This window comes from Longibacter salinarum, from assembly GCF_002554795.1.
Taxonomy (GTDB): Bacteria; Bacteroidota; Rhodothermia; order Rhodothermales; family Salinibacteraceae; genus Longibacter; species Longibacter salinarum.
In genome coordinates this window covers 816,552-836,111 of sequence record NZ_PDEQ01000001.1, presented here as the reverse complement: position 1 = coordinate 836,111, position 19,560 = coordinate 816,552, and the positions used below count along the sequence as shown (strand labels likewise).

The window sequence follows — 19,560 nt, the reverse complement described above, 5'->3', positions numbered from 1 at the left end:
CGTGGACAAGGCGGCGCCACGCTCCCGACACGCTTTGATTGCGTACCCTTCAACACCCTTTCGCTGATGCCGGGGGCCTCATTCCGAGGCACCGGTCTGTTCTCCGAACTTCACACGTCCTCATGCCGGAAGATTATTACGACATTCTCGGAGTTGCACAAGATGCCTCCGAGAAAGAGATCAAAAAGGCGTACCGCAAAAAGGCCATGCAATATCATCCGGATCGAAATCCGGATGACCCCGAGGCAGAAAAGAAGTTCAAACAGGCTGCGGAAGCGTACGACGTTCTCTCCGACCAGCAAAAGCGTCAGCGGTATGACCGCTACGGACACGCGGGGCTCGGCCAGAACGGCGGTGCCAGCGGATTCCAGGATATCAGCGACATCTTCAGCGCGTTCAACGACATCTTCGGTGGCCGCGGCGGGTTTGGTCAGCGGTCTCGTCGGACGCGAGGGCGTCCGGGGAGCGACCTTCGAATTACGCTTCCGCTGACGCTGGAAGAAATTGCCGAGGGCGTCGAGAAGAATATTAAGGTCCGCAAATTCATCGGCTGTGAGACCTGTGATGGAACGGGTGCCGAAGGGGGGATGGACGGAGAGAACTACATCATGTGCCCGAAATGCGACGGCACGGGAGAGATCCGTCAGGTCTCGCAGTCTGTCTTCGGACAGTTTGTGAATGTGCAGTCTTGCCCTGAGTGTAACGGGGAAGGGCGCATTATTGAGAATCCCTGCGACGATTGTGGTGGTGAAGGCCGGGTCGAAGGGGAGGAGACGATTTCGATTAACGTGCCTCCGGGGGTTATGGAGGGCAACTTCCTCACCCTGTCCGACGCCGGAAATGCGGGACTTCGCGGTGGCTTGACCGGTGACCTCCGGATCGAGATCAAGGAGAAAGAGCATCAGGACTTCGTTCGGGACGGCCTCGACATTTACACAGATGTATACCTCTCGTTTTCGGAGGCCGCGCTCGGGACGGAGGTCGAGGTGCCGACGCTGAAGGGTAGAGCGCGCCTGCAAGTGGATCCCGGAACGCAAGCGGGACGCATTCTTCGGATGCGAGAACGCGGAATTCCGGATCTCAACAGTAATAAGCGCGGTGACCAGATGATTCGCGTTCACGTCTGGACCCCGCAACAGCTCAACGAAGAAGAACTTAGAATGCTTGAAGAGCTTGCGGATCACGAAAACTTTCAGCCGGATCCGGAGCCCGGGCCGCCCGAGAAGTCGTTCTTCAGCCGCGTCCGCGACGTTTTCTCCTGACGCACGGATCGCTCGTGTCCTTTCCGGAGCGTAACGAAGCCGACGTCAATGGATCTGTCGTCCATGCTGATGCGTCGGCTTCGTGTCGTTGATACAAATTGTTTGCGCTGGCGCTCGACACGTCGGCGGTCTATCCTTTCTGTTTCCCCTCTCCAGTATGACTGACCCGGTCGATGCAACGGCCTTTCGTTTGACGATGCGGCGGCTTCCTTCTCCTGTTGTCGTCGTGACTGTGAGCCATGGTGAAGAAATACGAGGTATCACCATTGGCTCGTTCACGAGCGTATCGCTTGATCCGGCGTTGATTTCATTCAACGTGACGAAGACGGCGGAATCGCACCGACTGCTGACGGAGGCAGACCATTTTGCCGTCCACATCATCGGGGAAGGACAGGTGCACCTTGCGAATCATTTCGCAAAGCCTCATTTGACTGGCGCGGAGCAATTTGAGAACGTACCGCACAAGATTAACGAGTTTGGGACGCCGATCATTGAGGACGTGACGAGCGTCCTGAACTGTACTCGACATTCCGTCTTGCCGGCAGCGGACCACAGCCTGTTTCTCGGTCACGTCGTTGGCCTGCACGACGGCGTGGATAATGGCGCCGTGCTGTACTACCAATCGAGCTACCGATCCGTTGGTAGCGAGCTTACGTCCAGTTTGTTGCCCCCCGTAAACTCGTCTGCGAGCGGATCGTCGTGAGCACCGACGCCGAAGAAAGCGAAGTCGTAGCGCGCCGGGTCATCGGGAGTGAGGAGGCGACATGCCGAGGTCAGTCGGCGCACGGCCTTCCAGTCATTAGATTTCCGCTCGACGAACCCGAGGGCGCGGGCCTGCCGCCCGGCGTGCACGTCGAGGGGCAAGAGAAGTTGCTCAGGCTGAATTCGGGACCAGATGCCCAGGTCCACTGGCCCGGGGCGCACCATCCATCGGAGGTACATGTTTAGGCGCTTGCATGCGCTTCCCGCGTTTGGTCGCGCCAGGTGCTTCTGGAGGCGCTGCGGCGTGCGGTCATTCATGCTCATGATCGTCGTGCTGAACCCCTGAATTGCGGGGCCGGCGTGGTCAGCCGAGGGAGCAAGGTGGTCCGCGAAAATGCCTTCGACCGTTTCATGTCTAGCGAGGGCTGCACTGAGGTTTTTGGTAAACCAGAAGGCGTCGATTGGTTGAAACGTCCTATGGACGAATCCATCGAGGGCGGCGCGGTCTCGTACTGCATCGAAGTCGCGGACGAAGGCGTAGGGGCGAAAGTCCATCCGTTCGCAGAGATCCTCCATCTTGTTAAGAACCGTCTCTCGACGTCCCCACGCGAGAAGCGCCGCGTAGAGCCCAATCACCTCCTGATCTCGAGGGTCGTCGAATGCATGCGGGACGGAGATCGGATCGTCTGGGATGAATTCGGGCCGTTCGTATCGGTCGACCAGCGAGTCGAGGTAAGACTTCAGATCAGCGAGCTGGGAAGGCACAGCGGCCATGAAAGAGTAGGGACTGCAGGGGAGGAGAGGTGGGGGTGTGGGCGCAGGTCTAGATGACGTCGTAGGCGTTGAAAAGCTCTGTCGCCCGCTGAAGGTCGACGTTTCCTCCGCTGAGGATGACGCCGATCCGTCGCTGGTCACCGGGGACGGTGCCATTAAGCAGTGCGGAGGCGGCGAGTGCGCCCGTGGGTTCGATAATCAGCTTCATCCGCTCCCATACAAAGTGCATGGCGCGGACAATGTCCGCATCGGGGACGGTGACGATATCGTCCGCATGAGCCCGGACGAGAGGAAAGGTGACGTCGCCCAGGTGCGGGGTGCGTGCTCCGTCAGCGACGGTGTCCGGGTTATGCACCGTGTGGAGCGTGCCGGAGTGGAAGGAGCGAGCCGCATCATCCGCAGCTTCAGGTTCGACGCCGATCACCTGGCAATCGGGGTCATGATGTTTTGCGGCGATTGCGCAGCCGGAGAGAAGGCCACCGCCTCCGACGCAGACCAGGAGAGCATCCAGCGAGCCCACCTGCTGGAAGAGTTCATCTGCGACCGTTCCCTGTCCGGCCACCACATCTTTGTGGTCGTAGGGAGGAATGAGCGTTAATCCTCGCTCGTCGGCGATCTCCCGCCCGAGGCTCTCACGAACAGTTTCCTCGGGGTCGTATGTCACGATTTCCGCTCCGTAGCCTTGTGTCGCCTCCAGCTTTACGCGTGGAGCGTTATCCGGCATGACGATCACCGTCTCGATGCCGAGAAGCTGTCCCGACAGAGCGACCGCCTGTGCGTGATTACCGGACGAGTACGTGATAACGCCACGCTTCTTCAGGTCAGCTGGCAGCTGGGAGAGGGCGTTATAGGCGCCGCGAAATTTGAAGGCTCCGATGCGCTGCAGGTTTTCGCACTTGAAGAATACCTGAGCGTCCGTTCTACGATCGATCGTGCGAGACGTCGCGACAGGTGTTTGGTGCGCCACCCCTCTCAGCCGATCGGCCGCTGCCAAGACATCGTCATACGTAACAGGCAATGTTGAAGGGGGAGGCGACGGAGTCATGAGAATCGGGGAGAAGGTTCGGAGGGGACGAAGCGGGGCGAATTGAGGACGCAGCTTGCGCCCACGAATGTACCTAGTATATGGTCAGGTTACCGGCATGTGCCTCTATTTTCCGGTCAATCTGTCTCCTCGTTTCAGCTAGGTTCGAGGAGTTACTATTTAAGGCAAGGGTAATATTTGTTGACCGATCCTGATCGATGGTGCATATAGATTGGAGGAAATTACCCACTGTGTTACATAATCACCGGCCCAGACACGCTTTGTCGCACCTTAAATTAACGTTAGTAAATAATTTGTGCTCGGCGTAGTGTATTCGTCTACGAGTTAGCTAGAATCATGATAATCGTCAATTTTATGGATGAACCACACAATCTTAATATTCACACTTTCGTCGTTAAAGTGCCGATTGAGGCGTCTTGGGCGGTGTTTTGGAACTGCGTATTGTTACGTATTGATCATTCACTTTGCGCACGACGTGAAGATTCTTCCGGCAGCTTGCCGTTAATCGGGCTGTTTCGGACTGTTTTCGAGCGGCTCAGCTCCTAATCGATAAGCATGCCCACGTTTTTGGATGAGTAATGGGCATGTCTCTTGTCGAATTTACCTTCGGAAACGTCACTGCTTCCGTACGACCTTACTGGGGGTTTTCTTACAAAGCGTTTCGATTGTGGCTTCAGTCGTGGATGGAGCCTAACGGGGTCGCGCAATCCAGCTCCGACGAACCACTGATGCTCACCGGCTTGACATATGAGAAACCTTATTTCTGCCTTTCTCTGTATCCTCGCGCTTGCGGGCGTGGCTTCGGCGCCCACGGCGGGGCAGACAGCCGACGGTGGATATGCGCCGCAGTACGAACCTGCGCAACAAAGGCCATCGGGTGGAGCGACGAACCTACCGCCCTGGGCGGAGCCGGCAGCGCCTAAGTCCCAGCGGCACGCTACGTCTGGAATGGAAAGAGTGAACGACCCAAACGCACCTGTTTTAGAGCCGCCAGGTGAGCGGACCGTCCCGGTCGATGGTGGACTCGGGTTTCTCGTAGTCGCTGGTGGTGTATATGCTCTGGCTCGGCTACGTAAGTCAGATGATGTTCAAAGCGAATAAATCGTCGCTTTCGCTGCTTCTGGGACATTGAGACCTGAGGTTTCCCTGACCATCCGATGTTAGGTCATCGCCGCCGAAATGGAAAAGCCATTCATCCAGTAGCCGTGTGCTCTTTCCTGGGTTGAAGTTGGCGGTCGAATTTATACGTACTGATTGACATTTCCCCCTTCGTGCCAATGTACAACATCAATTCTCTAACCGGCCGGTCGGTATATCAGCAGTTACCGATTTTGATTGCCGTGATTTTGCTCGTTGCATTGCCATCCACGCCTGCGGTTGCACAGACGGGGCCGGGAGGCGTTGGAAATAGTGGAGACAATGTTCTGTGGCTTCGGGCCGACCGGGGGATTGCAGATGCCGATGGTACGACGCTCACTGACTGGGCAGATCAATCTGGGAATGCAAACGCTCCCACGTCGATCAACGGAGACCCTACCTATCGGGAAGGGGTTCTCAACGGGCTCCCCGTCGTTGAATTCGACGGCGATGACGTCCTAAACATGGTATCAGGGCTTGACGGGCTGTCCAATAGTGATAATACAATAATCACTGTATCGCGCCGTACGGGTGCCATCGAAGGGCAGGAGCAATTTCTATGGAATCAGGGCGAACGAGTCTTGGGCTACGAGGTCAAGGCCGGGCCAAACTACTTCAATTTTCTCTCTGCCAGTGGGAGTAGGGGACAGGGAGGTCCAAATGGTACGACCCGGGCGACATCGAGTGCGTCCGGAGCAACGTCGTTTAACGTCATCTCGTCGATGGTTGACACCGGTTCCGGTGAAGTAGATCTCGTCATCAACGGGTCCGTCAACACCGGTGGAGGAGGATCTGTCGGTGTGACCGGCGCTTCGATTGGAAATGGACTGATCGGCGACGTTGCAGAGGTGATCGTGTTTAATCGAAGTCTCAATGCGGCGGAGCTCCGATCGGTTTACACATATCTCGCTGAAAAGTACAGTATCACGATTGATACGGACCTATTCACAGATGCGACGTATCGATTTGATCTCGCGGGGATTGGGGCTGCAGGTGACGTCATTGGCGTGGCTGCCCTCGGCGACCACTTAGCTGCACAGTCTTCCGACCTTCGTGTCAGCTCATCATCGTTCGGTAGCGGCCGATTTGCATTCATTGGTCACGATGGCAAAACGCCAGCGTTTTCCAATCAAGAACGTCCGAATGGGGATGGTAGCGTTCAAAAGACGTTGCGCGAGTGGCGAGTCGACCTTACAAACACGTCGACGGCATCTCTCACGATTTCGGGTGATCTGTCTGGCTCACTGGGAAGCTACGACGACTTTGCGGTTTTCATCGACCGGGATGGTGATTTCAGCAACGGAGCAGCGTTTTACGATCTTGATGAGAACACCACAACCGGGTTATATGAAAGTGATCCCATTACGATCAATGATGGCGATTACATAGCGCTCGCTAGAATTCAGCGTACGATTTCATTCGCGGAGTCGGATAACAGCGGTTTCGAAGGCGATTCAGGTAGTACAGCGCCAACCATTCCCCTCAAACTAAATTATCCGAACCGCACGCCCCTGACCGTGGATGTGCGGGTAACAAGTGGGGCAAACGGGCCTATCCAGGGGGCCGACTACGAAACCTGCTGTGCGAGTACATCCCCGCTTACCGTTCCCGGAGGCGTGACGACGTTTAATTTAAATGACCCGAGTGTGGCTCCTAGCGCTCCAGAGCCTGTCGCTGTTGTTGGTGACGCGACAGAAGAGAATAACACGGAGTTCGTAACGGTGGATCTCTTGAATCTCTCGACCTCTGGCGATTTTCTGCGAGCAGGAGACGTCTCAAGTTTCAACTACGGCATCATTGACGATGACGGCACCCTACCGAGGGCGACCGTCTCTATGGGAGCGTCGTCTATTATTGAAAATGGCGGTGCAGCTTCGGCAACTGTTTCACTGAGTGAAGCAGCTGCAGGAGGGGAAACGATCTATTACGAGTTTTCTGGCGAAGCCACACCGGGAGAGGATTTTGATCCGTCGAGCCCTGATGGAAGTGTGACTTTTTCATCGGGCGAAAATGACAAGACGATCAATATCACCGCTCTTGATGATGCTCTTTACGAAGGTACCGAAGAGGTCGTTATCACTCTTGTGGCGGCTGAAAACGGTGCGACACTTTACGGTAGTGGTGGTACGCTTCCGTCTGCATTTGTAAGCATCACTGATGACGAGACGGCTCCGACGGTTGAGTTTGCCGCAAGCTCATTTATCGGGACGGAGGGGGAGAATGCAACGGTTACAGTCCAGTTGAGCGATGTGGTTGGCACGAACGTGTCTGTCGAATTTGATCTACCACCCGACCCCGGCAACGATTTCTCTCCGATTACAACGTCTCCGGTAACGATTCCCGCGGGCCAGACGACCGCGTCGATCCTGATTGCTGTAAACGACGATGCGACCGTGGAATTCAATGAGACCGTTACCCTAACGCTCTCCAATCCATCCGGGGCAACGGTTGGGGCGCAATCGAGGGCGGACTTGCGGCTGATTGATAATGACCGCATCGGTCCTCACGGGCCTGGTGGTGTGGGAGACCGTGACAATCTTGCGGTTTGGCTTGATGCATCCAGTCTGAATCTTGCAAACGGTGATCCGGTCGACACCTGGTCGGATCGGTCTGGCAACTCGAACGATGCGGTCGGAGAAGGCGCATCACCTACATTCACCGCCTCGACATCTGTCTTCGATACCCGCCCGTCTGTTTCGTTTCGCGGAGCGCAATACTTGGCTGTACCATCGCTGACGAACATAGCGGCCAGCGAGAACACTCTTTTCGCTGCTGCATCGACAACAGCAGATGCCGATCAGACCATTCTGTCGGTGCTATTTACGGATGGAGATCCAGGTAACCAGATTCAGGTACGTGAAGTGGGGTATGACGACCAAGGTGGTGGCGTATCGGTGTTTTCGACGCAAGCCGGAAATGAGGTCCAGATCGGCGGTGAGTCCACCGGGGATCTACAGATATTCGATTCTAAATTTTCTGGGGGGCTTGTCGACTTCCGCGTCAACGTCGGAGGGATTGACAATACTTCTTCTGGTCCAATATCTGGAACGAATGCCATTATCGGTGCCCGAATCGAGGAGGCTACAGGCGGTGGAGGCGGGAACGGGAATGGAAATGGCAACGGAAACCGCAAAAGCGGCAACCCGAATACCGTCGACCTCACAAGGACCCAGTTTTTAGATGGTGAGCTGGGTGACTTGATTGCGTACCGTGCCTCATTGAACGAGGCTCAGCGTACCATTGTCTCAAACTATCTTACTGCCAAGTATGCTTTAGGCAACGTCGACGAGTACACCGGCGACACGGACTATGGCTACGGTGGCGATGTCCTGGGTGTTGGCTTCGTCGACGCAAACAACGATGGTCCCGACCCGGAAGAGGTGCATGCCGGTGCAGAACTGGGCGGTATTCGCTTAGATGATATTGGTGGCCTCGACACGAGCGGTGACTTCCTCTTCGCAGGTCACGGAACCCCGGATACGGAAAATTTCGTTGCTACGTCCGATTTGGAGACATATGGCAGCTTAACCCTCGTCAGCCGCATGCAGAGGGCATGGTATATCGATCGGAACGACGACGGCGGTTCGGCAATCACGGTAGATGTAACCTTCAATCTGAGTGATGCTGGTCTTGGATCCGATCCGGCCCAGGACATCGGGCTTCCCTCCAATTACGTATTGATTTCTTGCAGTGACGACCCGAACGACAATAATGGGTGCAGTACGAACTGGATTGAAGAAGCGACTGCTGCTGGCGTTGAAGGTGATGCCATCACGTTTGCGGACGTTAAACTGCAAGACGGAAGGTTCTATACGATCGGCTCGTCGGACCGTGCGGTCAGCCCGCTCTTGACGCTTTCTCTGGTGATCGAAGGTTCGGTTGGTAATGAAGGTAATGCAGTAACAGGTACGAAAGGAGGGGACGCCGGGTGGCGCATGATTGGCGCGCCGCTTGAAACGGAGTCTGGGGGATCAATAACTGCAGGTGATCTCAAGAGTGACTCGGATCCTGCATTGATCGAGTTCAACCTGCCGTCTGCCATGTTTTACACATGGGATGAGTCGTCTCAGTCTTTCAGCACCGGCTCTCCCGCTACCCCACTGGTGAACGGTCGAGGTGCGATGCTGTACTTGTTCGATGATCTCGGTACGGATGATGCGGATCCGATTGATCCATCTCTCGTCATTCAGCCCACGAAGGGTGAACCAACAGGTCAAAGTGAGGTCACGGTTGGAATCGATGACCCTCTACCAACGGGGCCCGTGGGTACAACACATTTTTTAGCCAATCCGTATCCCTACAACTTCGATATCAGCACAATGACTGCAGGGGGCAATGCCTTCACGAACTCGTTCCAGGCGGATGTTCAAGCCTGGGATCCCTACAGTAGTGGAACAGATGCCAACGGAAACACTGGCTCGTATACATTGCTCTCGACCACAACCAGCACTGTAATCGGAGCATGGCAGGGCTTTTTCGTTGACCGAAATGGCTCGGGTGTTGATCAATCGGTTACGTTTCCACTTTCAGGTCGCGTCTTCGGCGACACGAAACCGATTTTAGGTGCGTCAAAGCATTCTGCATCTTCACCGCCAAAACGTATCGAGTTGAGGCTTATCGCGCAGGAGACCGATGGAAACGTGGTTGCCTACGATAAGGCGGCTTGGATCCGATTTACGGACCGATCCTCGACTGATTGGGACGTGTTTGATGCGGCTAAGTATACACCGTTGGCTAGCCGGTACGTGACACTTGCCCCGCTGGGTAGGTTGCATGATGGATCCGTTGGGCCAAAGGCTGTCGAAAGTCTTCCGATCCCGGATGACCCTGTTACGGTCGATCTACAGGTCCTTTCGCAAGGCGTAAGTGCTCGTCTCGATATTCACGTTGCAGCGACGCAGAACATACCGGACTCGTGGATTATCGAATTGATCGATACGAAAGGTACGGCCGATACGTCCGACGATGGCGTTAAGCGACTTGATCGACCCGATGCGAGGTGGAAGATGAACGAAGCCGCAACGTCACCCGAACTCACGTTCTCGACAGACAAGTCGCTATCTTCGACGACTGGCGCATCCGTGGAGGCGCTTCACCTTCGCCTGTCCAATAATGACCGGCAATCAACTCCAGAGATCGTCCCGCTGAGTGAAACGGTAGATACATCGCCTGTGGCATCTAAGGCATCGCTGGATACATCACGCGTCCCCGCTTACCGCCTCCGTATCACGCCGAAGGATGCGCCGGCTCCGGTCGAGATTGCGTCGTTCACGGGGCATCAGACCGAGGAAAACATCGTTCTCGAATGGAGCACGAAGTCTGAGGTGAAGGACACGGGCTTTGAGGTCCAGGTGAAGCCCGATGGTGCCTCCTCCTTCCGCTCCGTCGGGTTTGTGAATGGACAAACTGCCAAGTCCGAGGGCTCGGCATACGCCTTTACGGTCGAAGAAGAACTCGCCTATGGTGAGCACTCCTTCCGTCTTCGCCAGGTGAATGTCGACGGATCCACATCGTACTCGAAGACCATTCCGGTCGAGAAAACGTTGGATCGGGCGTACAAGCTGTCGAAGACGGCTCCGAACCCGGTCACAGCCAGAGCGACGATGGATTTGACCGTCCGGTCGAAGCAAAACGTCCGGATTACGATGTTCGACCTTCTCGGCCGCCGCGTCGCGACGGTCCACGACGGACCGCTGGAGCCCAATCGCACGAAGTCGATGACCATCGACGCATCCCAGCTGTCGAGTGGCGTCTACTTCATCCGCGTCACGGGTGACAGCTTCAGTGAGACCCGACGGATGACGGTGGTCCGTTAACCTCGACTCGGACGGGACGCACCCTGCGGCCATGCGCAGGTGATGGCACAACCATTCGAAGCCCGGCTTCCGGTTCGCCCGGAGGCCGGGCTTTTTTACTCGTTAGCCAGGTCGTAACTCGTGCGACTGCGTCAACCCGATTCGGCGACCGAACGGCGCGAACAGCATCCTTCATCGGCCTACAGAGCGCGAAGCGATCGTGAGATCCAGCGAAATTGCGGAGATTGACGATCGGAAGTGCACCTAACGCGTGGCTTTGCCGTACAGACGGTGATCGTCTTACTGCCGGAATCCATCCACCACATGTTACCCGTCTGGCTCACTGACACTGTTACGAACGACCTCGGCCGCGCGCTCCACTACACGGAGTTGTGGGGGTTGGAAGGCGTCGAGCTTCGCACCGTCGGCGGCGCGGAGGACCGCGTGCCCCGCGTCAACGAATCCAAAATCAGCAATGCGCTGGAGAGCTCCGGCAAGTTTCTGTCGGCCATCGTGCCGAGCATGTTCGAGGGGCCGGTCAGTGACACGGCTGCGTGGATGAATGACCTCGTCACGTTCGACGAGACGCTCAACTTCTGCGACCGCCTTCGGTGTCCCCGCGTCGTCATCCCGCCGTTCGCAGCCGAGGAAGATGTCTCGTTCGACCGAATGGCGGACGCCCTGCGCCGTGCGGGAGCCCGTGCGGAGGCGCATGACGTGCTCGTGTGCGTCCATCACGGAACGGAAACCGGTTGTCGTACCGGTGTGGAACTCGCCAGTCTTCTTGCTATGGTGGACCATCCGAATGTCCGCGCAACCTGGGATCCAGTGGCGTCGCTACGTGCCGGCGAGCGTCCGGCGGAAGGATTGGAGGCTCTTGGCGAGCGGATCGCCCATGTTCGATGCGCGGATGGCCGCATTACGGACGGCTACTGGGAAGATACGGCCTTTGGGGAGGGAGACATCGATTGGTTCCACCAGTTGCGCGGCCTGTATAGCGTTGGCTACGTCGGGTCGCTAAGCCTCGAAGTCTACGTCGAGCCGCGCCCGAAGTACGGTCTCCGGGCGGCTACGACGCTCATTCATATGATCAGAGACGTTCAGCGTGAAGCGGTATAGCGATGTCACCTTCCGGGGCGTTCACCCGGAAGGAGAAAGCAACGCGGGAGCACGACGAATGTCGGGTGTCGCTCCGGCCGGATGACCCAGAAACGGTCGTGATTGGGCTGCGAGAAGAAACCCCTGGCTGTGATTCTCGTTGCTCTCGTTCGACCCGGATGTCGGGGTTCATGCCTCTCTGGATTCGGGCGAGACGATGTGTGTTCGTAACCATACTTTTTAGTGCTAAATCGCGCTATGTCTGTGTCTCGCGACGATGTTCGATCCATCGCTGCTCTTGCTCGACTGAGCTTCTCTGAAGAAGAGGAGAGCGATCTTGCCGAAGATCTCAACCGCATTCTGGAGTATGTGAAGGACCTTGACCGTGTTGACACCTCCGGTGTGGAGCCGATGACACACGTCCTAGAACTTGCAAATCGTACCCGCGAGGATTCCAGTACGTCTCGAATCTCGCGGGACGAGGCGCTCAGCAACGCGCCCGACACCGACGGCAAACATTTCCGCGTCCCTAAAGTCATCGAATAGGGAAACGCCTGTCGTTACAGCAGTCATTAACGGTTCCACGTATGCGCGTTCGCATCTCCATCGTGGGGGAGCCCGAGTCGGCGTTCATCAACATGATGAAGCTGCTCGTTTACAGCATCCGGTCTCGTGCCGGTGCGCTATCCGACGCTCCCATTACCCTTTCGGTGAATGGGCGTGACATGCCCGCCACCGATCGGCAACAGCTTGAGTCGATGGGGGACGTAAACGTTCGCGTAATGCCCCGCCACTATGGCTGGCTCTTCGCGAATAAATTCAACGCACTGTTCCCGGCGGACACATCCTACGACGTTTTGCTTTACCTGGACGCCGACACGTGCTCATTCGCAGATCTCGGTCCCATGGTGGACGGTCTCGACCCCGGCCGAGCGCAGTTCCGTGGCCGCATGATGGGGGAGATCGGTTCGCAGGAGGCGGGACCGCTGGACGCACTGATTCGCGAGTTTGCCGTCCCCGATGGAGCGTCCGCTGCCGATGTACAGGACGCGCGTTTCCCTCGAGACATCCCGCTGTTCAATTGTGGGGTCATGGTGATGACGAAGCCGGCGGTGGAGATCGTCCGCTACCATGCTCCTCGCATCGCCTACGAACTCGTGTCGCGTCGTGCGTCGTCGGCCGTGGAGTCGCTTCCCGGTCTCTTTCGCGAGACGGCTCACCGCCTGTACGCTCGCTTTTTTCCATCGCGCCAGAAAACGACGTACGCATACTGGGTCGCGGAGCAACTGGCGGTTGCCTTCGCGCTGCTATCTAATGAGGTAGAGTACGACCTCCTGGACCACACGTACAACTGGGAGCTTGCTACGTCGCCCGACGATGCCGAGGCACCTGCGATTTTCCATTATCTGAAGGGGCGGCACGAACTGGATCGCGCTGCTCTCTTTGATGGGCCGTGGTTGGACGCGTATGCCCGCTCCGATTCCGGTCCCCGTCGCGCTCTTGCTAATCTGGCCCGGGAATGCGCGTCCCACCTGATTCAAAGCACTCAAACGGCACCGCCTGCATCATAGCCCCCGTTTCCTGCCTGCTGCGGGCTGTTTCTCAGCTTTCTCCTCCCTTCGAAGCCATTTCTACGCTCACATGTCATCGTCTTCTGCCCGGAGCTCGTCGCGTCGCGGTCGTCCGCCACACGCTCAGGACGGGTTTCTAAGCAGCCTGTCGCCGCTGGCTCGTCACGGCGTCTCCATGCTCCTGTTCATTGTGCTGTCGGTCAGCTTCTTCGCACCGATTCACTTCGACGGAAAGGGCCTCCATGGGACCGACATCGTGAAGTGGCGTGGGATGGCGGAAGCGATGATTCAGTACGAGGAGGAGACCGGGGACGACGCGCTGTGGGCGCCGAATGCATTCGGTGGTATGCCTGGCTACCTCATTAACTACGGGTCGGAGATTCCCCAGGTCGACACCGTCATTAATACGCTTCGACCGTACGCATGGCCGAGTACGCATCTGTTTCTGATGCTCGCGGGAGCGTATCTACTGACGTTTTACCTGACAGGCAACTTTTTCTCGAGCCTGCTTGCCGGCATCGCGTACGGCTTCACAACGTACATGCCGATCATTCTCGCGGCAGGGCATCAGACAAAATTCGTCGCGCTCGCGTTTGCCCCATTCATTCTTCTAGCGTTTGCGTACACATTACGAAATCCGGGTCCACTCGGAGGCTTTTGTTTCGCGATCGTGCTCGCCGTCGAGTTGCGGGCGCAACATCCGCAGATCACCTACTACGTCCTGATGCTGGCCTTCGTCTGGTGGCTGGTGGAGATGATCGGTGCGGTGCGTGATGGAACGTGGAAGCCGATCGCGAAAGCCACCGGGTGGCTCGCGCTTGGTACCATTCTCGCGCTGCTGATGGTGCTTCAGCCGTACTGGCCGACGTGGGAGTACAAGCAGTTTAGCGTCCGAGGCGCGGCGTCTGGGACGGGCGAGGGAGGAAATATGGGATGGGAGAACGCCATGCGCTGGAGTCAGGGCATCGGCGAGATCATCACGCTTGCGGTCGCTGATGCATTCGGCGGCTCGGGGGGGACGTACTGGGGCCCGAAGCCCTTCACCGCGGGGCCGCACTACGTCGGCGCGGTCGCGCTGTCCCTCGCCGGACTCGCTGTCTACCGTGTTCGTACCCGCGTCGTGCAGGGACTCGCGGCCGGTGCACTGGTAACCATTCTCTTTGCCTTCGGGCGGCATCTCGCTATTGTAAACCGGCCGATGTTTGAGTTCTTTCCGTACTTCGACGCCTTCAGGGCGCCGGAGACGTGGCTGAGTATCTCGGTCCTCGCTATTGCTGTGCTTGCGGGAATTGGGCTCAATGACGTGCTCCGTCGCACGAAGAAGAAGGCTGTTGAGGAGAAAAAGACGAAAGCCACGATGTACGCGTTCGGCGCGATGGTAGCTCTCGTCGGGCTCCTCTATCTCGGCGGCGACGCGTTGCTGGATTTCGAGAAGCCCAACGAGGAAGCGCGCCTGGTCCAGATGATTCGCCAGCAGTATCCGAATGTTGGACAGCAACGGGTGCGTCAGGCCGCGCAGCAGGAGATTCAGAAGCGAAGGGACGCTCGCGAAGAGTCGTTTTCGGATGATGCGCTGCGCTCCCTCTTGGCTCTCCTGGTCGCCGGCGGACTTTTGATGTTGTATCGGCGCGAAACCGCACCGGCCTCAGTCGCGGCCGCCGGCGTCGTGCTGGTGGTTCTTATCGACCTATGGACCGTGGATGGACGGTACCTGAACGATCAAAGTTTTTCGCCGACTCCCGATGCGGAGCAGCAAATTCAAACGTTCGCCTTCGATCAATGGCTCGAGGAACGCGAGGATGAACTCGGCGGCGCAGGCCATTTCCGAGTGCTTCCGCTTCGTCGACCGGGAGCCTCCGGCCTCAGCGGCGATGGTTACACACCCTACTTGCACCAGTCCCTTAGTGGTTACCACGGCGCCAAGCTTCAGCGGTATCAGGACTACCTCGACCACATCCTCCGTGGCCCGAACGGAGGCATCAGCGACAACGCGGTCGATATGATGAATGCCCGCTACATCCTCTCGACGCAGCAGTTGCCGGGAACCGACGTGGTCTTTCAGGACGAGCAAAGCGGCGTTCTTGTGTTGGAAAATGCCAATGCGGTGCCGCGTGGCTATCTCGTCGGATCCACCCGTGTGATCGAGTCCGCGGAGGAGACGTGGTCTTTCCTACGGAGTGGAGACTTCAACCCGCGCGAAATGGCGGTTCTTCCGGAGCCGCTGGACGGACCGATCAGCCCGATCGATTCCACATCGACCGCGTCCGTGACGCTGGAAGAGTATTCGCCTCGCGAAATTACCTGGTCCGTCGAGACCGATTCGCCGCGTCTTTTCGTGGCAAGCGAGGTCTATTATCCAGCGGGGTGGGAGGCTTCGATCAATGGGGAGGAGGTGCAGATTCATCGTGTGAACTACCTGCTGCGTGGAGTGCACGTGCCAGCCGGGTCCCACACCCTCACCATGACGTTCACGCCGGCGTCCGACCGCTACGGTACGTTGATATCGGGTGTGACGACGGCGATTGTGTACGGAGGTGTCGCGTTCATGCTTGCTCTTCCGTATTATCGGCGTCGGAAGGAGGAAGGACGTGCGGCCGAAGAAGGGAAACAAACCGGAGCCGATGGCGATGATGACCGAGGCAACGGAGCCTGAGGAACATAATCGCCCGCTCGATCCGCCTTACGTTCATAACACCACACACTCTGTGGCTGCTCGACGTGTCCTGATTGTTGCCTACTACGTGCCGCCGGCTGGCGGCCCGGCCGTGCAACGTATCTTACAGTTCCTGGAGTACCTCGAGGACGCCGGCTGGCAGCCTGAAGTACTGACGGTTAAGGAGGGCGCCTATCCGAACCGTGATCCATCCCTGCTCAGCGCCGTGCCGGATTCGGTGCAGGTTCACCGGACCGGAGCGTTCGATCCGCTGGCTTTGTACAAGAAGGTGAAAGGGGACGAAGGGCTGCCGGCCGGATCACTTGGAGAGGATCGCTCTTTTCTGGAAAAAGCAGCACGCTGGATCCGGGCGAACGTGTTCATCCCGGATGCCCGCGTCGGATGGTGGCCCTTCGCACATGTTCGAGGGAAGGAATTGCTGGACAGCGGGCGCTTCGACGCCGTTCTGTCGACGGGAGCGCCCCACTCGGTCCATCTTGTCGGCCGGAGTCTCGCCCGCGCCAGTGGCTTGCCGTGGATCGCTGATCTCCACGATCCGTGGACCGACATCAGCTACTACGACGACTTTCCCCATACCGGATGGGCTCGCCGTCTCGACGAACGGCTTGAGAAAAGCGTGCTTCGTGATGCCAGCCTCGTCACGACGGTGAGTCCGTCATGGGCTGAGCTCTTTCGGTCCAAGCAAGAGGGAACGTACGGAGTGGTCGAAAATGGCTTTGACGCCCGCGCCTTCTCCGTCGTCCATCCCGACGGGCCGACGGTGTCCGAGGGGTCATCCCTGGCGGCGGCGCATAGCAAGGAGGATTCGGGCGATCGCTCGTTCGTGCTTTCTCACGTCGGGAAGCTATACGCGAGTCGTAATCCGACGGCCGTGTGGGATGCGCTTGCGGCTCTACAGGACAACAGCGACATTCCGGACCTCAAAGTACGGTTGATCGGCACGGTGGACCCGGCCGTGGTAGATGCCATTGAAGAAAGAAACCTGATGGACCGGGTCGAGCGCGTTCCGTTTATTCCACACGCGGACGCGATTCGTGAGATGGCAGCGTCGACGCTTCTTCTCCTCGTCATCGAACCATTTGCTCAGGCGCGGGGAATGATCACGAGCAAGCTCTACGAATACCTCGCGAGCGGGCGCCCGGTCATCGGTGTCGGTCCGCCCGATGGTGATGCGGCCTCGCTTTTGGACGCCCACGAAGCCGGTCAGATCGTCGACTGGAACGATGCGCGATCGGCGCAAGAGATGATTCTCGCACATTACACCGCCTGGAAGGAAGGGAATCCTCGTCCGGGAGCGGCGTGGAATCAGATCCAGGAGCACAACCGGCAGCAACAGGCGCGCCGAATGGCTGGATTTCTCGACGAGGCCTGCAGGCAGCATCGGCCGTCCGCTCTGACTAGATAGTCTGATCGTGTTGTCCTCTCTTCGCTCAACGTCTCTTTTCTCCGATCGATTGTGTCTTCTCTCCGCATTCTTGCCTGGCCAGCGTTCGATAACAAGACCGGGAATCCATACAATCGCCTGTTGTACTCCGCGATGGAAGGGGAGGAAGGCGTTACGGTCGACGAGTTCACGCCGAAGCGCGCGGTGAGTGGGGCGTACGACATCATCCACGTTCACTGGCCTGACGATTTTCTTAGCCTCGACGACTGGTGGCGATCAGCCAGCTATGTTATGGGTGAGATTGCCACCCTGGCGCTGGCCCGGATGCGAGGCACTCGGGTCGTCTGGACCGGACATGATCTCGGTCCTCACGAGTCGCATCACGCCGGCCTTGAAAACATGTTCTGGTCCGTTTTTCCGAGCCTCGTAGATGGCTTCATCTCGCTGAGCCAGGACGGGTTGGAGATGGCCCGGCGTGAAATCGGTGCGCTCTCAGATGTCCCGTCCGCCATCGTTCCGCATGGCCACTATAGAGACGCGTATCCGGACCCCCATGACCGAGACGACGCGCGGGCAAATCTCGGACTGCATCGGGATGCGCCGGTCCTCCTCTACGTCGGACGTATTCGCCCGTACAAGAACGTCCCGCACCTCGTACGAATCTTTCGCCAGTGGTGTGAGGGCGACGCACGCCTGCTGGTCGTCGGAGAGCCGAGCACTGACACCCTGCGCGAGTCTATTCAGATGGCAGCTCAACGAGACTCACGCATTCGTCTCGATCTCCGATACGTCCCGGAGGATCTCATGCCGAGATACCTCGCTGCGTCGGATCTTGTTGTGCTCCCGTACGATCACATCCTGCATTCTGGGAGCGCCCTCCTTGCCCTCAGTTTCAACCGTCCCGTACTCGTTCCCAACCGGGGCGCGATGGGCGAATTGCGCGACAACGTCGGACCGGAGTGGGTTCACACGTACGATGGAACCCTGACGCCGAAACGGCTTCGCGAAGCTCTCGACTGGGTCCTCCGGACCGAACGGCCCGAGAGGGCGCCTCTCGACAAGTTGGAGTGGCCCGTTCTCGCGCGCCAGACGATCGATCTGTACCGGGAGGTGCTGGCACGCTAGATTCGGGATCCAGCTCGCGCTTCAACCCAGACGACGAAACGCCTATCTCACGCTCCGACATGCCTGCCAGTCCCGTCTTCGTGGTCGGAATGCCGCGGTCCGGCACGACGCTGTTCAGCGCGATGCTCGACGCGCACGCGGACATTTCCATCGCACCAGAGACGCATTTTTTTACGAAATGCGACGTCGCAAATCGCTCTCCGTCGGCGGAAGCGAAAGCCGAAGCCATCCGTTTTCTCCAAGCCGAGTCGGGCGTGCAAGACATGCATCTCTCTGCGGAGGAATGGCAGCAGATTCGTGACGCGGCCGGTGATGCTCCTGCAGACATCCTTCGGGTACTGCTTCAGACGTATGCCGCACGCAAAGCGGCTCGCGTCTGGGGAGAGAAAACGCCGGATCACCTCGCTCACATCGACACGATCAGGACGCACTTTCCGCAGGCTGTATTTATCGCCATCACGCGCGATCCGCGGGATGTTTACCTGTCGCAGCAACCGATGCCATGGAACCGGGACACCATCATTGAAACCGCCTGGACCTGGAGGCGCTACGCCGAGCAGATTGACACCTATCGATCCGCGCTCGGTGGCCATTTCCATGATCTCCGGTACGAGGACCTCTTGCGTCACCCCGAGGACGAACTACGAAAGGTGTGCTCGTTTTTGCGCCTCCCCTTCGATCCCGGGATGTTGTCGTTTCACGAGAACGCGGAGGACGCTCTCAGTGCGGAGCCATGGAAGAAGAACACGAGGCGACCCGTGGATCCGTCAAACACCCAGAAGTGGAAGGACCGTCTGCCTCCCGCTCGCCGATGGGTGATACAACGCGTTGCGCGGGAGCAAATGCACGACTACGGGTATCCGACGCCGCCCGTGGCTTTTGATACGGACTTCTGGTCGGACGCGATTGCTCTCATTGCCGAGTCGCTACGCATCGTTATCCGCCGTCGGGCTCGAAAGCACGGCTGGCGTTGAGCAAGGGGGAGGTGGACCG

13 protein-coding genes are annotated in these 19,560 nt (G+C 58.0%); 11 read left to right on the top strand and 2 right to left on the bottom strand.

The annotated features are described in order from the left end of the window. Nucleotides 1-122: 122 nt before the first annotated feature. Nucleotides 123-1,262: a molecular chaperone DnaJ gene (dnaJ, locus tag CRI94_RS03355; protein ID WP_098074225.1), complete on the top strand. Its 1,140-nt coding sequence runs from the start codon at nucleotides 123-125 to the stop codon at nucleotides 1,260-1,262. Nucleotides 1,263-1,419: 157 nt separating this feature from the next. After that, the gene (locus CRI94_RS03350) at nucleotides 1,420-1,965 is read left to right on the top strand and encodes a flavin reductase family protein (protein ID WP_098074224.1); all 546 of its coding nucleotides are present in this window, start codon (nucleotides 1,420-1,422) and stop codon (nucleotides 1,963-1,965) included. Here the strand turns inward: CRI94_RS03350 and CRI94_RS03345 are convergent. Together CRI94_RS03345 and CRI94_RS03340 are read right to left on the bottom strand one after the other, a co-directional pair. Then, a complete protein-coding gene (locus CRI94_RS03345) occupies nucleotides 1,890-2,738 on the bottom strand; it encodes a TIGR02757 family protein (RefSeq protein WP_098074223.1) in 849 nt (282 codons plus the stop codon). The two genes, CRI94_RS03350 and CRI94_RS03345, sit on opposite strands and share 76 nt — an antisense overlap. Nucleotides 2,739-2,787: 49 nt before the next feature. Continuing rightward, entirely contained in the window at nucleotides 2,788-3,783 is a 996-nt protein-coding gene (locus CRI94_RS03340; RefSeq protein WP_098074222.1) for a threo-3-hydroxy-L-aspartate ammonia-lyase, read from the bottom strand. 747 nt (nucleotides 3,784-4,530) lie between these two features. On the opposite strand from CRI94_RS03340, the gene CRI94_RS18135 reads away from it, so the two are divergent. From CRI94_RS18135 to CRI94_RS03300, 9 genes are all read left to right on the top strand, one after another. Further along, nucleotides 4,531-4,884: a PID-CTERM protein-sorting domain-containing protein gene (locus tag CRI94_RS18135; protein WP_425437367.1), complete on the top strand. Its 354-nt coding sequence runs from the start codon at nucleotides 4,531-4,533 to the stop codon at nucleotides 4,882-4,884. 176 nt (nucleotides 4,885-5,060) lie between these two features. Further along, nucleotides 5,061-10,736 carry a Calx-beta domain-containing protein gene (locus tag CRI94_RS03335; protein WP_098074221.1) on the top strand — a complete coding sequence of 1,892 codons (5,676 nt, stop codon included), beginning with the start codon at nucleotides 5,061-5,063 and terminating at the stop codon, nucleotides 10,734-10,736. A gap of 270 nt (nucleotides 10,737-11,006) precedes the next feature. Then, nucleotides 11,007-11,834: a sugar phosphate isomerase/epimerase family protein gene (locus CRI94_RS03330; protein WP_245846054.1), complete on the top strand. Its 828-nt coding sequence runs from the start codon at nucleotides 11,007-11,009 to the stop codon at nucleotides 11,832-11,834. Nucleotides 11,835-12,071: 237 nt separating this feature from the next. Then, nucleotides 12,072-12,359: an Asp-tRNA(Asn)/Glu-tRNA(Gln) amidotransferase subunit GatC gene (gatC, locus tag CRI94_RS03325; RefSeq protein ID WP_098074220.1), complete on the top strand. Its 288-nt coding sequence runs from the start codon at nucleotides 12,072-12,074 to the stop codon at nucleotides 12,357-12,359. A 41-nt stretch (nucleotides 12,360-12,400) separates the two neighbouring features. After that, nucleotides 12,401-13,384 carry a hypothetical protein gene (locus CRI94_RS03320; RefSeq protein WP_098074219.1) on the top strand — a complete coding sequence of 328 codons (984 nt, stop codon included), beginning with the start codon at nucleotides 12,401-12,403 and terminating at the stop codon, nucleotides 13,382-13,384. Between the two features lie 70 nt (nucleotides 13,385-13,454). Then, entirely contained in the window at nucleotides 13,455-16,037 is a 2,583-nt protein-coding gene (locus CRI94_RS03315; protein WP_098074218.1) for a YfhO family protein, read from the top strand. A 52-nt stretch (nucleotides 16,038-16,089) separates the two neighbouring features. Beyond that, nucleotides 16,090-17,463 (top strand): glycosyltransferase, encoded by a 1,374-nt coding sequence (locus CRI94_RS03310; protein WP_179862135.1) that lies wholly within the window; start codon nucleotides 16,090-16,092, stop codon nucleotides 17,461-17,463. Nucleotides 17,464-17,514: 51 nt separating this feature from the next. Then, entirely contained in the window at nucleotides 17,515-18,567 is a 1,053-nt protein-coding gene (locus CRI94_RS03305; protein ID WP_098074216.1) for a glycosyltransferase, read from the top strand. 59 nt (nucleotides 18,568-18,626) lie between these two features. After that, entirely contained in the window at nucleotides 18,627-19,541 is a 915-nt protein-coding gene (locus CRI94_RS03300; protein ID WP_098074215.1) for a sulfotransferase family protein, read from the top strand. The last annotated feature ends 19 nt before the right edge of the window (nucleotides 19,542-19,560 follow it).

Excerpts from the sequence above, each read along its gene's own strand:
- dnaJ (WP_098074225.1), top strand. The coding sequence starts at position 123 with ATGCCGGAAGATTATTACGACATTCTCGGAGTTGCACAAGATGCCTCC.
- CRI94_RS03350 (WP_098074224.1), top strand. The coding sequence starts at position 1,420 with ATGACTGACCCGGTCGATGCAACGGCCTTTCGTTTGACGATGCGGCGG.
- CRI94_RS03345 (WP_098074223.1), bottom strand. The coding sequence starts at position 2,738 with ATGGCCGCTGTGCCTTCCCAGCTCGCTGATCTGAAGTCTTACCTCGAC.
- CRI94_RS03340 (WP_098074222.1), bottom strand. The coding sequence starts at position 3,783 with ATGACTCCGTCGCCTCCCCCTTCAACATTGCCTGTTACGTATGACGAT.
- CRI94_RS18135 (WP_425437367.1), top strand. The coding sequence starts at position 4,531 with ATGAGAAACCTTATTTCTGCCTTTCTCTGTATCCTCGCGCTTGCGGGC.
- CRI94_RS03335 (WP_098074221.1), top strand. The coding sequence starts at position 5,061 with ATGTACAACATCAATTCTCTAACCGGCCGGTCGGTATATCAGCAGTTA.
- gatC (WP_098074220.1), top strand. The coding sequence starts at position 12,072 with ATGTCTGTGTCTCGCGACGATGTTCGATCCATCGCTGCTCTTGCTCGA.
- CRI94_RS03320 (WP_098074219.1), top strand. The coding sequence starts at position 12,401 with ATGCGCGTTCGCATCTCCATCGTGGGGGAGCCCGAGTCGGCGTTCATC.
- CRI94_RS03315 (WP_098074218.1), top strand. The coding sequence starts at position 13,455 with ATGTCATCGTCTTCTGCCCGGAGCTCGTCGCGTCGCGGTCGTCCGCCA.
- CRI94_RS03300 (WP_098074215.1), top strand. The coding sequence starts at position 18,627 with ATGCCTGCCAGTCCCGTCTTCGTGGTCGGAATGCCGCGGTCCGGCACG.